The organism is Zhongshania aliphaticivorans (assembly GCF_001586255.1).
In the GTDB taxonomy this organism is placed as follows: Bacteria; Pseudomonadota; Gammaproteobacteria; order Pseudomonadales; family Spongiibacteraceae; genus Spongiibacter; species Spongiibacter aliphaticivorans.
Window position 1 is genome coordinate 3,424,885 of the sequence record NZ_CP014544.1, and the last position, 13,824, is coordinate 3,438,708.

Below are 13,824 nucleotides of genomic sequence, written 5' to 3' on the forward strand. Positions count from 1 at the left end.
ACCGCTACTTGCTCAGGCAAACGACTTTAAAACCGTCCTGCTCAACAAGCACCTGGGCACTGGCAAACAGTGCCGCGGCTTTGCGCTCCAGCGGTATGAATTGATTCACCACGAACAAAGCCCGACCTTTACGGCCCAACAGTCGGTGGGCTGCGCCAATAAATTGGTCGGTTAGCGACCCGGCAACGGCAAAGCCCTTATGAAACGGCGGGTTACACAACACCGCATCGTAGGGGCCGTTTAACCCTGACGCACAGTCGGCCAACTCAATTTGCGCGTTAATCCCACTCACCTCACAATTTTTGCGCGCAGCCAATAACGCGGTGGCGTTATTATCTGTGAGCAGCCAGTTACTTGCAGGGAGCTGCGCCGCCGCCATCACCGTGATAAATCCATAGCCACAACCAAGATCCACCAAGCTCGCCGGGCGCTGAACAAAGCCAGCCCAAAATGCAGGTAATTGCTCAACCAACAAGGCGCTGCCACGATCAATTTTCTGCCAGCCAAACACTCCCGGCTTGCTATACAAGCTCGGCGACTGCGCTATTTCCTGTATTTGGGTATAGTCGCTGTCTGGCAGCAGGCCACTAGGCTCGGCGTATTTGCTAATGGTGGCGATATACGCGGCGCCGCCGTATTTTTTAATATCGGCCGTGCCACCCACCAGCGCAGCCGCTTTTTTCGCATAGTTGTGTAAGCCATCATTTTTATGACCGGCCAAATACAGGCTACCACCAACAGGCAAGGCAGCCAGTGCCTGATTAATTAAATAATTCACTAAGGCTTTTTCTTTAGACACCCGATAACACACTGTTTGCGGCCTAGGGATGTCGACCGGCACCACAAAATCAGCCAAGGTCACGGGGTAGCCCGCGCGCCGCAAGAGCCCAGCGATATCACAGCGATTACTATAGCTATGCCAATCGGCACGCGCAGCAGGCAAAGGCATCGCCGCAACGTGCTCGTCGGCAAACCACCAAGCCGGTGTAGGCATACCTGAAAACTGCTGATACAGCGCCATTAAAGCGGTATCTGATGCGATGGAGTTTGACTGTTCACTGCTCATTGCTATAGAAGTCTCTAGATAATTTACACCGACCAAAATACATCAATACTATTTTTGAACACTCGCAACCTCGGCCGCCGTTAAATAGCGATATTCACCTTCCGCTAGGTCGGCGTCCAAAACAATATCGCCTATTGCCTCGCGGTGCAGGCGGGTCACCAAATTACCCTCGGCACCAAACATTCGCTTAACCTGATGGTAGCGCCCTTCACAGATTTTTAAGCGCGCCACCCGCTCCCCTAAAATTTCCAGTTCGGCCGGCAGTGTGCGGGCCTTATCATCCTTTAGAAAAACGCCGCGACTAAAATGCAGCTGGGCTTGCTCGTTTATCACTTCAGCGGTTTCAACGTAATAGCGCTTCCAGCATTTCCGTTGAGGTGAGGTCACTGCGTGGGACCAGTTACCATCATCGGTAAGTAACACCAGGCCGGTTGTATCAATATCGAGACGACCAGCCACATGCAAACGCTCGGGGTTATCTTCATCCATCAGGTCCAACACAGTTTGATGGCGACGATCTCGCGCCGCGCAGATATAACCCTGCGGCTTGTTCAACATAATATAGCGGGATCTGGCGGCCCGCAGCGAATGACCGTTTAAGGTAAGTTCGGCATTAGCCGCAACCCCCTGGGCAGGATCACGGACAACAAGGCCATCCACGGTAATTTCACCGGCTTTAATCAGTTTTTTGGCATCACTACGGGAATAATCGGTCACGCTGGCCAAATAACGGTCCAGGCGCAGAAGTTTATTGCTGATGTTACTCACAAATCTGGCCGCTCTTATATTAAGCGGCTATTGTCGGCCATGGCAGCACTGGCAGCAAGCGGCCGATGACCACCGCGCTCAATGTTCGTCCTTTAGGTATAGCGCTTTTCAAGCAACTGCACGCGAACGTCTTTGACAACGGGGCTTACCGGCGGGCCAAACTGATTATAAATAGCAACATCAGCCGCGTCTCGGCCATAACCAATAACCACATAGCCGCTGCGAAGCTCTGTCTGCGTCGCATCAAAGGTATACCAGCGGCCACCGACATAGGCTTCAAACCAGGCATGTAAATCCATGGGTTCAAGGCCATACATATAGCCCACCACCAAGCGCGCGGGAATACTAAGGCTGCGGCACAGCGCAATCCCCAAGTGTGATAAGTCGCGGCAAACCCCCGACTGCCTGGCATGTACCTCTACCGCAGAAATAGGCACTTCACTATTACCGGGTTCAAAACGTATCGAGTTGCGCAGCCAATCCTCAATCGCTTTAACTTGGTCGTAGCCCAAGGTTTTCCCCGCCACAATGGCAGTAGCCATCTGCCCAAAGCGGTCGGATTCACAAAAGCGGCTGGGCAAAAGAAAACTGAGGACTTCATCTGGTAAATGCTCAATATCGACAAACGGCGCCCCTGGCGACTGATCCATGTAATCGGCCGTCATCACCTCGGCAGAGGTATAGATAGTTAAAGGCCCAGGCTGAGCAACTAAGCGCTGGCAGAGGTTGCCATAGCCATCGGTAAACTCCATCACCGGAATCATTGGCGTGAGCATATATTCGTCACTGGCTACCCATTGCTGACGTCCACTGCGTAGGCGCAGCATTAAAATGAACGGGGTCGGCACTGAGATTTCAAAACTCATTTCACAGCTGGTGCGTAACCACATTCGAGGTATCCTCTCTGAGAAGTAGGTTGAGCAATATTGGCGACGCGGTATCAATAATCCGCCATACCAAGGAACCATTACTCGCCGTTAGCAAAGTACTCTTTAGTTCCTTTCATCTTAAACACTTCTTGGAGATGCAGTAGCGCCTTTGCGTAAGCCGCCTGTCGAAAACTAAGGCCTTCTCTTTGTTGCCGAAACGGCCACATTTTTTCAAACGCCGCCGCCAGCTTTCCTTTCAAAGGACTTTGGACATCTAATAATGACTAGGGGTAAGCCCCGCAGTTGCGTCCCATTCAAAGTAGCTAACTATACTTCCGTCGGCATTCGCTAAAACCTGGGGAAGAACTTCCTATTGAACATAACCCTCACGAGTTCTGATGTCCAACGCTGAAGATTGGAGTGAGCTTAAATCGCGACGGAGCAGTTTGGCGCATCCACAAAAAAGGGGCTTTGAAGGCCCCTTTTTTTACACGCTGATGTAACGCAGATTTATTCTGCTGCTGCACCGGCATTTACGCTAGCATCAACCTTGATATTCGTCAGGCTGCGCAGGGCGCTTTTCTTCTCTTCTACGGCCGCTTTTGCGTTCGCTTTAGTTTCGGCACGAGCTTCAGCACGGGCTTGTGCATCGGCCTCAGCTTGAGCTTCGCGCTCAGCTTTACGTGCTTTGGCAGCAGCTTTCGCTTCTTCACGCTGGGCGTCAGCAGCTGCTTTCTTCTCGGCGGCGGCCGCTTTCATAGCCTCGCCTTTCGCTTCGCCGTCAGCCTTCATTTTGGCCGCTTTTTCATCAATATTGGTATCGACATTCACATTGGCTTCAACTTTTGCATCCGCTTTTGCGTCTGCTTTTTCTTCCGCTTTAGCGCTGCCACCAAAACCAAGTTTGCTGAAGAAACCGCCGTCAGCCAATACGCTGCCGCTCAATCCGATTAAGCTTACAGCCAGAACTAATTCTTTCATTTTCATTGTGATAATCCTTTGTTTTATCAAAAGTCATTATTGAACTCGTTTGGTGAGATCTATTGTAGGGCAGCACAGCGCTCAAACAAGACCTACATAGCGTAAATTTCACCGCAATTTCCAGCACCAATCCTAGTCGTCGTTCAGCTTATAGCAAGCTTGTGACATTAATGCTCGCGCGTTGATCTAAAGCGTACCTCGGGATGGCGCTCTTCGGTCAACGCCAAATTTACCCGCGTTGGTGCCAAATAAGTCAAGTGACCACCACCGTCAATAGCGAGATTTTCTGCACACTTGCGCTTAAATTCTTCAAACTTTTTAGGATCGTCACAATCTACCCAGCGCGCGGTAAAAACGTTGATCGGCTCGTATATCGCCTCGACCTTATACTCGTCTTTAAGACGATAGCTCACCACTTCAAACTGCAGATTACCCACGGCACCAACAATTAGGTCGCTATTGCGCTGGGGCATAAATACCTGAGTCGATCCCTCTTCAGACAACTGCTGCAAGCCTTTTTGTAATTGCTTTGCCTTCATCGGGTCTTTCAGGCGAATGCGGCGAAACAGCTCCGGCGCAAAATGAGGAATACCGGTAAATTTAAAATTTTCGCCCGAAGAAAAGGTATCGCCTATCTGAATGGTGCCGTGGTTGTGCAGGCCAATTATGTCACCCGACACCGCCTCTTCCACAAGCTCTCGATCACCCGCCAAAAAGCTCACTGCATCGACAATCTTAACGTCTTTACCAAGACGCACATGACGCATTTTCATGCCCTTGGTATAGGTGCCCGAACAAATCCGCATAAAGGCAATGCGATCGCGGTGCTTTGGGTCCATATTGGCTTGAATTTTAAACACAAAGCCGGAGAACGTATCTTCTTTGGCGCTAACCTCACGGCTATCGGTAGGTCGATCCAGCGGCTCCGGCGACCATTCCACGAATCCGTCGAGCATCTCGCGCACGCCGAAATTAGACAGCGCCGTTCCAAAAAATACTGGGGTCTGCTTGCCCGCCAAATAGGCCTCGCGGTCAAAGAAGTGGCTGGCGCCACGCACCAGCTCAATTTCCTCGAGGAAATTCTCATACTCATCGTCGAGCAAAGTTCGCGCAGCGTCACTCTCTAAGCCGTCTATGCGAATATCTTCAGCCACCACCGAGCCTTTACCGGGCTGAAACACGTGAATGGTGTCGGTGTACATATTGTAGACGCCCTTAAAATCGCGCCCCATACCAATCGGCCAGTTGATCGGCGCCGCAGCAATACCCAGTACGCTCTCGACTTCGTCTAACAGCTCAATGGGATCGCGAATATCGCGGTCCATTTTATTAACAAAGCCCAAAATGGGCGTGTCGCGCAAACGGCAGACGTTCATCAGTTTAATAGTGCGGTCTTCGACACCCTTGGCGCCATCAATAATCATCAGTGCTGAATCCACCGCCGTCAGGGTGCGATAGGTGTCTTCCGAGAAGTCCTCGTGCCCCGGGGTATCCAGCAAGTTAACGATTCGGCCTTTATAGGGGAACTGCATGACCGAGGAAGTCACCGAAATACCCCGTTCTTTCTCCAAGCTCATCCAGTCAGACGTCGCCGCGCGGTCATTCTTTTTACCTTTCACCGTACCGGCCACCTGAATTAGCTGGCCCAGTAGGATCAGTTTCTCGGTAATGGTGGTTTTACCGGCATCTGGGTGAGAGATGATGGCAAAGGTGCGGCGTTTGGCTACTTCCTGCTGAAAGCTAATATCTGACATTAAATTGGGTCTTCTGACTAAACAGGTTTGGGACGATACGCAGAATAAAATCTAGCTGCGTATATAAGAGGCGTGAGTTTAAAGGACTTGAGCAGGGCTTGCACTATTCGCCGCATCAATCACCGGCGAAATGCCCTGCCAATATATACCGCACATCGCCACCAAAACCCCGCCAGCTCTGGTATTCCGTCGCACTGAGGGTTTCTATCTATGGCGCAAATCTTGCTTTTCCCGTAAGCTGCACGCCCGCTGTCATCAGGACACCGGCCATCACGCCGCGACGCGCGACATTATGAGACGATAGATTTTATGAGCTTTACCTCCCTGGGCTTATCCGCCCCGATACTTTCTGCGGTAACCGACAAAGGTTACGACACACCCTCAGCAATCCAAGCCCAAGCCATTCCCGCCGTACTGGAAGGCAGAGATGTTATGGCCGCTGCACAAACCGGCACCGGCAAAACCGCAGGTTTCACCCTGCCAATACTGGAATTACTGTCTCGTGGCGAGCGCGCCAATGCCAACCAAGCCCGCGCCCTAATACTGACACCAACCCGCGAACTTGCCGCCCAAATTGGCGAAAACGTCGCCATGTATGGCAAAAACCTGCCACTGCGCTCCACCGTGGTATTTGGCGGCGTAAAAATTAACCCGCAAATGATCAAGCTGCGCCGTGGCGTCGACATTCTGGTTGCCACCCCAGGCCGCTTATTAGATTTATACAATCAGAATGCTGTGAAATTTAACCAGCTAGAAATTCTGGTACTCGACGAAGCCGACCGCATGCTCGACATGGGCTTTATTCACGATATTCGCAAAATACTCGCGGTATTGCCAAAGCGCCGCCAGAACCTGATGTTTTCTGCGACCTTCTCCGGCGACATTCGCCAGCTCGCCAAGGGCTTGGTCAATAATCCAGTAGAAATATCCGTTAGCCCCGAAGTCACTACGGCAAAATCCGTCACCCAGTGCATATACCCCGTTGATAAGAACCAGAAGCCCGCGCTCTTAACACACCTCATCAACAGTAATAACTGGCAGCAAGTGCTGATTTTCTCCAAGACCAAGCACGGCGCCAACCGGCTAGCGACCCAGCTAGAGAACGCGGGCATTAAAGCCGCCGCCATCCACGGCAATAAAAGCCAAGGGGCGCGTACCCGCGCACTCGCCGAATTTAAAAATGGCGACGTAAGAGCGCTAGTGGCAACCGATATCGCCGCGCGAGGCTTAGACATCGATCAACTACCTCAAGTTGTTAACTTCGACCTGCCCAATGTGCCCGAAGACTATGTTCACCGCATTGGCCGTACCGGCCGTGCCGGTGCGACAGGCCACGCGGTATCATTGGTTTGTGCAGACGAGTTTAAGCTGCTGGCCGACATCGAGCGGCTGATAAAGGAAATTCTGCCCCGCGAGATTCCCGAAGGCTTTACCCCAGTCAATCCATTGCCAGAATCTCGTCTGGGAGCGCCCAGCAATAGTCGCCCCCATCGCCCTCGAGTTGAACACCGCGACGGGCAACGCCCAGCGGCAAACCTAGGTGCCCGTCGTGGTCGCCCAGGTGGCGGCAACCGTGGCCGCAGCTCAGCGCCAAAAGCCTCGTAAAACGAACAAAAGCCCGCTGCACGCAGCGGGCTTTATCAAGAAAACTCAGAATTAAACACCACGATCTCGCAATATGAGCCACCCGCGCTCAATAACACCGCTGCGGGTGCTATAAAACCTCTAAAGCGTTACCGTTTCAGCAATGTCATATTTGCGCCGCGAAGCTTCACCATCAGCAACAAAACTCCCCTATAATAGCGCGCTAAATTGTCCACTCGCCAACAAGGTTTTAGCCCGATGTTAGAAAAGGTTTTTGAACGCATACTCTACTCTGCCCGCTGGTTATTGGCCCCAATTTACCTCGGTCTGAGCTTTGCGCTGCTGGCGCTAGCCATCAAATTCTTTCAAGAAATCGTTCACGTCTTACCCCATATTTTTGAAACCTCAGAAATGGATTTGGTACTACTAGTCCTCTCGCTAATCGACATCTCCCTTGTCGGCGGACTACTGGTCATGGTGATGTTCTCTGGCTACGAGAATTTCGTCTCGCAAATCGACCTCGACGACAACGACGACAAACTAAGCTGGCTAGGTAAACTCGACACCGGCAGCCTAAAGAATAAAGTTGCCGCCTCCATCGTCGCGATTTCGTCTATTCACTTACTTAAAATTTTTATGAATGCCGACAAAATCGACAACGACAAACTGCTTTGGTACGTGGCCATTCACCTGACGTTTGTGCTCTCGGCTTTTGCGATGGGAATGCTGGATAAATTAACGCGGCATGACAAATAATTATTGCCCGCAACACGAGCTGCCCGCCTGAATCGGTGGGCATTTCACTGTGCCGTAGGAGCAATAGACACAGCAGTCGCCCGCTTTAGGTTTAATTAACGTACCGCAGGAGTGGCACTCGTAAAACCACTGACAAAAATCTGCGGGCATTACCTCACAATTTTCATGCCCACAAGATGGGCAACGTATTGTCGATTCCTGAACAATCTTATTCATTAATCCCCCTCGGCAGCACGCAACGAGCCTGTACTGGTTTAACAAATTCCATCACCGACACCACCAACATTAAAGTGAGTGCACCATAAAACAATCCCCCGCTCCACGAGTATTGCCACAGTGGGTACAAGCTCGCCAGTATGGCAACCGGCCCAAGGACAGATAAAACCCCACGCCAGTGGCTCCGGTGTTGCCACCAAGCGTAGCCGTTGATAAACAACACCAATACGGCGAGCAGTGGCAAAACGGTGTTTACCATCACACCCTCGAATTGGCCAAGAAAGCCCAACCCAAATGTCGCCGCAAGCGCACCCAGTGCAGGGAAACAGCCAGCACAACTCAATGCGGCGATCAAAATACCGCCACAGCCGACGTGATCTAATGCGCTTAATTTACGGCTCATACTAAACTCCAAAGATTGACATTTTTTGTACAAAAGGACTATAAACCCTGTAGCAACTACAGGGTCAAGTATTGTATGAACAGTAAAATCTGCAGCTATTCCCGCGCACAGGCCGCCAAAGTTACCAACGTAAACGCCGAGACCATTCGCTATTACGAAACTTGCGGATTACTTCAGCCTCCGGCCAGGAGTGCTGGCGGGCAACGTATATACATTGAGGAACACCTGCAGCGTTTGATCTTTATCCGCCGCAGCCGCGAGCTCGGCTTTACACTCAAAGAAATAAAAGACCTAATTTCACTCAGTGACAGCAGCGACAGAAGCTGCAGCCAAGTACGGGGCTTATCAGCCGTTCACTTGCGGAGCATTAAAGCAAAGATTAGAGATTTGAAAAAAATGGAAAAGACCTTAGCTGATATGATTAAACAGTGTGACGCCAATACAACACCTACTTGTCCAATAATTGGGGCGCTTACTTCTTAATGCCCCAGCCCCGTAAAAAAATTATCATGACTATTCCCTTACTTATTACACCGGCGTTTTGTACTTTTTCCTGCCTGCCGCAGCCGCTGCGGGCGACGTAGACGCCACATCGCCACGCCCATAGCGATTAACAATATTGGACTAAAGCCTAGCACCACCCAAATCACGCGACTCCAATTACCGGCAAAATCACCAAAGTGCAGGCGGCGAAAGCTATTTTTTATTTGCTCAGCAGTCGCGGCCTCCGCCATATCGCGCATACCTACGAATACACCGTTTTGGGCGTCGTAACGAAGGGAATTTGCAAACTCGCTGAACAAGGGATTTTGCCCAGCAACCTCACCGAAGATACTAATGCCGTAGCCGGGCTTGCTAGGCAACGAGATAAAACTAGGCGTAAAACCCGGCAGGCGCTGGCGGCTCTCGCCTAGCAGTGCATCGATAGAAATTGCCGAATGATACAGACGCTCACCAACAATATACGGGGTGACAACAGGCTTAACGAGACTATAACTTAGCTGACTGATATTCCAATATGCCCCGGTAACCCCCAGCACCAGCAATACCGGCGCAGCAATGGCGCCGAGCAATTTGTGGCCGTCACCAAGGTAAATTATTGGCCGGGCGCGATAACGAAAAGTAAATAAAACTTTCCAGAATTTGCGGTGTAAAATCAAACCCACTATGACTTGCAAGCAAAGCAACACAGCGACGATTGCGCAGAGCAGCAAGCCCGCATCCCCCACCAAAAAGGTGTAGTGAAACTCACGTACAAGGTCGCTAAAGTAGTATTTTGGCGGCGTAGGCGCCGACAACATGTTCGCGCGGTATTGATCGACAAATATAGACGACCAGTCGCTGCCGCCATGGGCCATTACATAGACTAAATCGGCTCGACCAGGATCGGCGAATAACTGCCAGCCAGTAACTTCATACTCAGAATAGCGCTGATTAAACGCAGCCAACAACACATCAAAGGGCAGCCGTTGTTGGCCGTGAAAATCTACGCGAACGCGCTCGGGCATGAGCAGCGCATCTATTTCATGCTTAAACACCAGCACACTGCCGCTTAAACTAATCAGCAATAGCGGCACACACACCAAGAAGGCGAGTAGCCGGTGAATTTTAAAGAGGGTTTTATTCATTAAGAGGGGTTTGTATCGTCGGTTTACTTCGGGCGGCAAATATTCTGCTCCGCCGCCCGATGTCCGCCAAGCAACTAGCCGCGAATACGACGCACTCTAAAGTTACGCCCCTTGAGCTGACCTTCGCTTAGTTTACGCAGGGCGTCAGCCGCCACGTCGTTACGCACAGCAACATAGGCAGTATTGTCAAAAACGTGGATTTTGCCGACATCGGTGCCGGCAATGCCGTCGGCACCGGTTAGTGCACCAACAATATCACCGGGACGAATTTTCTGCTTCTTGCCGCCGTCAATCTGCAGGCAAGCCATGGGCGGCTTAAAGGTAGGCTTATCTAAATAGTTAACCTCAGGCAGCGCCTCGGGCACCACTTTATTGCCGCGCATTTCTTCTATACGGGCAATTTTGGCACTTTCACGCTCAGTATACAGGCTACAGGCAATACCTTTGCCGCCAGCACGACCGGTGCGACCGATGCGGTGAATATGCACTTCAGCGTCGCGGGCAATGTGGTAGTTAATCACCGCGTCGAGGGCGTCGATATCTAAGCCTCGCGCCGCAACATCAGTGGCAACCAACACCGACACGCTTTTATTCGCAAAGCGCACCAAGGTCTGATCTCGCATTTTTTGATCTAGCTCGCCGTGCAGTGCCTGCACGCTAAAACCGGCTTCGCGAAGATCGTCACACACCTGCTGGGTTTCGTGGCGGGTATTACAAAATATAACGGTGGAATCTGGGCGGTAGCGCAGCAGCAATAATTTTACCGCAACAATACGCTGGGTGTTGTCGGCCACTTTATAGAAATGCTGGGCAATACTTTCGTTGTCGTGGGTAGATTCCACTTTAACCAGTAGCGGCCGCTGCATAATGCGGGTGGCAACATCCTGAATTTCGTCGGGGTATGTCGCGCTAAACAGCAGCGTCTGCCGCTCTTTGGGGATATAGCCAATGATGGTGTCGAGGGCGTCTTGAAAACCCATCTCCAACATACGGTCGGCTTCGTCCAACACCAAGGTATTTACATTATCTAATTTGAGCGTGCCTTTGCGCACATGCTCTTCTATACGACCGGGGGTCCCAACCACAATATGAGCGCCATGCTCTAGGGAGCCAACCTGCGGACCAAAAGGCATGCCGCCACACAGCGTTAGAACCTTAATATTATGGATAGTACGCGCTAACTTACGCAGTTCTTTAGCGACCTGATCGGCTAATTCACGAGTCGGGCACAGAACCAAAGACTGCACATAAAACTTTTTTACATCTAATTTTTGTAACTGAGTAAGACCGAAAACAGCGGTTTTTCCCGAACCGGTTTTGCCCTGCGCAATAACATCTTTGCCGTGTAGTGTATGCGGCAACGCCTTGGCCTGAATGGGGGTCATCTCGGTATAACCGAGCGAGCTCAGGTTTTGCAATAACGAGGGGTTGAGCGGAAGGGTAGAAAAATCTAGCTGACTCACGATGTGTATCCTGTAATACCGCCAGAAAAATGCGCGGCGGTGGCGCGATGGAACCGGATGTTAAATAGTGTTGCTGAAATGAAAAAAGGGCAAGACCCGTAGGTCCTGCCCCTTTAGCATTCAATCCACAAGGGTTTGAAGCTGGCCGCTGCCCTAAGGCGCGGCCACATAGCAAATTACAGTGCTACGATGTTCTCTGCCTGAGGACCTTTCTGGCCCTGAGTAACAGTGAACTGAACGCGCTGGCCTTCAACCAAAGTTTTGAAGCCTGAACCAGAGATAGCGCTGAAGTGAGCGAAAACGTCTGGGCCAGATTCTTGCTCGATGAAGCCAAAGCCTTTAGATTCGTTGAACCATTTTACTGTGCCAGTAGTAGTAGACATAATTTTTTCCTGAAATATTCAAAGGTAATTTTTGATCTGAAATCAGATCGATTAGGCTGGAAGTGATTCTATTACTTATGAAGTACAGGACGAAAACTACAGACAGGACTTCGAAATGGTGTACATAAATATAGGTCGAACTTTCTAGCTGCGATTGAGTATATAGAGATTTCAGGCCGTGTCTACCCCCTATTACCAGTTATTCACTAGGGAATAAACCTATAAGCTGCGGATATTCATCATTTTATCTATATCTCCAGCGCCTTAAACCCAGGCAACGCATCACTCGCGGCCAATCGCACCGTAAGATGCGAGAGGCAGCCCATAAAGCGCGCGGCCCCGGCGGCCAAGGGTCGCTCACAGCCGCCTCCTCAACACCTTATTCGCTTTCACGCTCAGCGGCGGCGGCCCGCTCGGCTTTTGAAATATATCGTGGCTTATTATTAGGCTGGTTCTTAGCATTCGCCTTCTTAATTTTTTGATTTAACACTTTATTCATTTTCTTTTTGCGGTTCATTACAGCACCTGGACCTATGCAACAGAGATAAAAACTCAAATTCATGACATCAGCTTAAAATGCTGGCCCCCAGCCATTGAATCATCGCGGTGATAGCGTGGGCGCCGCCATCATACGTTGAATTCAAGCCCGCCAAAAGCGGTTAAACCACCGTATTTTGGCACTTTCAGCCGCCCTACCACCCCAGCCCGGCGTTATCCCCCTCGTCTTTCTACCCGCCTAGTGAATTGTAGTAAACTCAGCCAACGCACTACCGCTCTCAGCGTCAAGGACTCCAAATTGAACAGTAAACTTCCCGATGTTGGCACCACCATATTTTCAGTAATGTCGGCCATGGCCAGCGAATGTGGCGCCATCAACTTGTCCCAAGGCTTTCCAGATTTTACGCCCAATGGCTACCTGCTAGACCGCCTCAGCCACCATGCCTACAGCGGTAAAAACCAATACGCGCCAATGAACGGCATTCCAGAGCTGCGGCAAGCTATCGCTAGGCTTACTCAAGAATGCTACGGCCGTGCAATTAACTCAGACACAGAAGTCACCCTTGCCTCCGGTGCCACCGAAGCCTTGTTCGTTGCCATTCAAGCCGTCGTAAATCTCGGCGATGAAGTAATTCTGCTCGATCCCGCCTATGACAGCTACGCGCCAGCGGTGACCTTGGCGGGGGGCATCTGCAAGCACGTCAGCCTAATGCCGCCGCACTACCAGCCCGACTGGCAGCAGATTGAGGCCGCAGTGTCAGCCAAAACACGGCTCATTATCGTCAACAGCCCCCACAACCCGACAGCGACGGTATTTCGCGACAGCGACTGGCAAGCCCTCGCCAACTTGGCTGAGCAGCACGACCTATTCGTGATCAGCGACGAGGTCTACGAACACATCGTCTTTGACCAAGCTCGCAACAGCGCCCATTGCTACCCGGCCCTACACGACCGCACGTTTGTCATTTCGTCCTTTGGTAAAACCTTTCACGCCACTGGCTGGAAACTGGGCTACTGCATTGCGCCGCCCGCGCTAAGCGCGGAGTTTCGCAAAATACACCAGTTCGTCACCTTCACAAGTTTTACACCGGCCCAATACGCGGTGGCGGATATGCTCAATAAGCACAGCGACGAAGTACACGGCCTTGGGGATTTTTATCGCAGCAAACGCGACTGCTTTATTAACGCCATGCAGACCTCGCGCTTTGCCATGCTGCCCAGCGCCGGTACCTATTTCGCCCTTGCCGACTACAGCGCGATCAGCGACAAAAACGACGTCGACTTTTGCGAAGCGCTAACCCGGGAACACGGCGTAGCCGCCATTCCTTTATCGGTATTTTACAAAACACCGTCAGACAGCCGCATTATTCGCTTCTGTTTTGCCAAGCGCGAAGAAACATTATTAGACGCCGCTAGCAAACTCTGCGCCCTGTAATTAAACGACTATAGTAAAGA

At 51.2% G+C, this 13,824-nt stretch carries 15 protein-coding genes; 4 read left to right on the plus strand and 11 right to left on the minus strand.

The genetic code is table 11. The features are described from left to right. Nucleotides 1–4: 4 nt before the first annotated feature. The 5 genes from AZF00_RS15195 to AZF00_RS15215 all read right to left on the minus strand — a co-directional run bounded on the left by AZF00_RS15195 (nucleotide 5) and on the right by AZF00_RS15215 (nucleotide 5,438). Complete coding sequence (locus tag AZF00_RS15195; RefSeq protein WP_062384162.1) at nucleotides 5–1,066, minus strand: class I SAM-dependent methyltransferase; 1,062 nt, start codon at nucleotides 1,064–1,066, stop codon at nucleotides 5–7. A 48-nt stretch (nucleotides 1,067–1,114) separates the two neighbouring features. Next, on the minus strand, nucleotides 1,115–1,834 hold the full coding sequence (locus tag AZF00_RS15200) for a pseudouridine synthase (protein ID WP_082793681.1): 720 nt from the start codon (nucleotides 1,832–1,834) through the stop codon (nucleotides 1,115–1,117). A 92-nt stretch (nucleotides 1,835–1,926) separates the two neighbouring features. Further along, nucleotides 1,927–2,724, minus strand: coding sequence for a transglutaminase-like domain-containing protein (locus AZF00_RS15205; protein ID WP_062384164.1), 798 nt, complete (start codon nucleotides 2,722–2,724; stop codon nucleotides 1,927–1,929). Nucleotides 2,725–3,213: 489 nt separating this feature from the next. Beyond that, entirely contained in the window at nucleotides 3,214–3,690 is a 477-nt protein-coding gene (locus tag AZF00_RS15210) for a hypothetical protein (protein ID WP_008251807.1), read from the minus strand. A gap of 161 nt (nucleotides 3,691–3,851) precedes the next feature. Continuing rightward, a complete protein-coding gene (locus AZF00_RS15215) occupies nucleotides 3,852–5,438 on the minus strand; it encodes a peptide chain release factor 3 (protein ID WP_062384167.1) in 1,587 nt (528 codons plus the stop codon). A 309-nt stretch (nucleotides 5,439–5,747) separates the two neighbouring features. Here AZF00_RS15215 and AZF00_RS15220 point away from each other — a divergent pair, with 309 nt between their 5' ends. Both AZF00_RS15220 and AZF00_RS15225 read left to right on the plus strand, forming a co-directional pair. Then, a complete protein-coding gene (locus tag AZF00_RS15220; protein ID WP_062384170.1) occupies nucleotides 5,748–7,043 on the plus strand; it encodes a DEAD/DEAH box helicase in 1,296 nt (431 codons plus the stop codon). A gap of 237 nt (nucleotides 7,044–7,280) precedes the next feature. Further along, nucleotides 7,281–7,778: a TIGR00645 family protein gene (locus tag AZF00_RS15225; protein WP_062384885.1), complete on the plus strand. Its 498-nt coding sequence runs from the start codon at nucleotides 7,281–7,283 to the stop codon at nucleotides 7,776–7,778. Here the strand turns inward: AZF00_RS15225 and AZF00_RS19740 are convergent, their stop codons facing one another. Continuing rightward, nucleotides 7,779–7,994: a GDCCVxC domain-containing (seleno)protein gene (locus tag AZF00_RS19740; protein ID WP_082793682.1), complete on the minus strand. Its 216-nt coding sequence runs from the start codon at nucleotides 7,992–7,994 to the stop codon at nucleotides 7,779–7,781. Continuing rightward, a complete protein-coding gene (gene merC / locus AZF00_RS15230; RefSeq protein ID WP_062384173.1) occupies nucleotides 7,987–8,397 on the minus strand; it encodes an organomercurial transporter MerC in 411 nt (136 codons plus the stop codon). The genes AZF00_RS19740 and merC overlap by 8 nt, the downstream gene beginning before the upstream one ends. 75 nt (nucleotides 8,398–8,472) lie before the next feature. On the opposite strand from merC, the gene AZF00_RS15235 reads away from it, so the two are divergent. Further along, nucleotides 8,473–8,880, plus strand: coding sequence for a MerR family transcriptional regulator (locus AZF00_RS15235; protein WP_062384176.1), 408 nt, complete (start codon nucleotides 8,473–8,475; stop codon nucleotides 8,878–8,880). Nucleotides 8,881–8,918: 38 nt separating this feature from the next. Here the strand turns inward: AZF00_RS15235 and AZF00_RS15240 are convergent, their stop codons facing one another. The 4 genes from AZF00_RS15240 to AZF00_RS19195 all read right to left on the minus strand — a co-directional run bounded on the left by AZF00_RS15240 (nucleotide 8,919) and on the right by AZF00_RS19195 (nucleotide 12,388). Further along, nucleotides 8,919–10,025, minus strand: a complete 1,107-nt coding sequence (locus AZF00_RS15240) for a PepSY-associated TM helix domain-containing protein (RefSeq protein WP_062384180.1) — start codon at nucleotides 10,023–10,025, stop codon at nucleotides 8,919–8,921. Nucleotides 10,026–10,099: 74 nt separating this feature from the next. Next, nucleotides 10,100–11,491: an ATP-dependent RNA helicase DbpA gene (gene dbpA / locus AZF00_RS15245; protein ID WP_373092069.1), complete on the minus strand. Its 1,392-nt coding sequence runs from the start codon at nucleotides 11,489–11,491 to the stop codon at nucleotides 10,100–10,102. 173 nt (nucleotides 11,492–11,664) lie between these two features. Next, the gene (locus AZF00_RS15250) at nucleotides 11,665–11,871 is read right to left on the minus strand and encodes a cold-shock protein (RefSeq protein ID WP_008251819.1); all 207 of its coding nucleotides are present in this window, start codon (nucleotides 11,869–11,871) and stop codon (nucleotides 11,665–11,667) included. A 379-nt stretch (nucleotides 11,872–12,250) separates the two neighbouring features. Beyond that, a complete protein-coding gene (locus AZF00_RS19195; RefSeq protein ID WP_008251820.1) occupies nucleotides 12,251–12,388 on the minus strand; it encodes a DUF2986 domain-containing protein in 138 nt (45 codons plus the stop codon). A 279-nt stretch (nucleotides 12,389–12,667) separates the two neighbouring features. Here AZF00_RS19195 and AZF00_RS15255 point away from each other — a divergent pair, with 279 nt between their 5' ends. Further along, nucleotides 12,668–13,804: a methionine aminotransferase gene (locus tag AZF00_RS15255; protein WP_008251821.1), complete on the plus strand. Its 1,137-nt coding sequence runs from the start codon at nucleotides 12,668–12,670 to the stop codon at nucleotides 13,802–13,804. Nucleotides 13,805–13,824 lie beyond the last annotated feature (20 nt).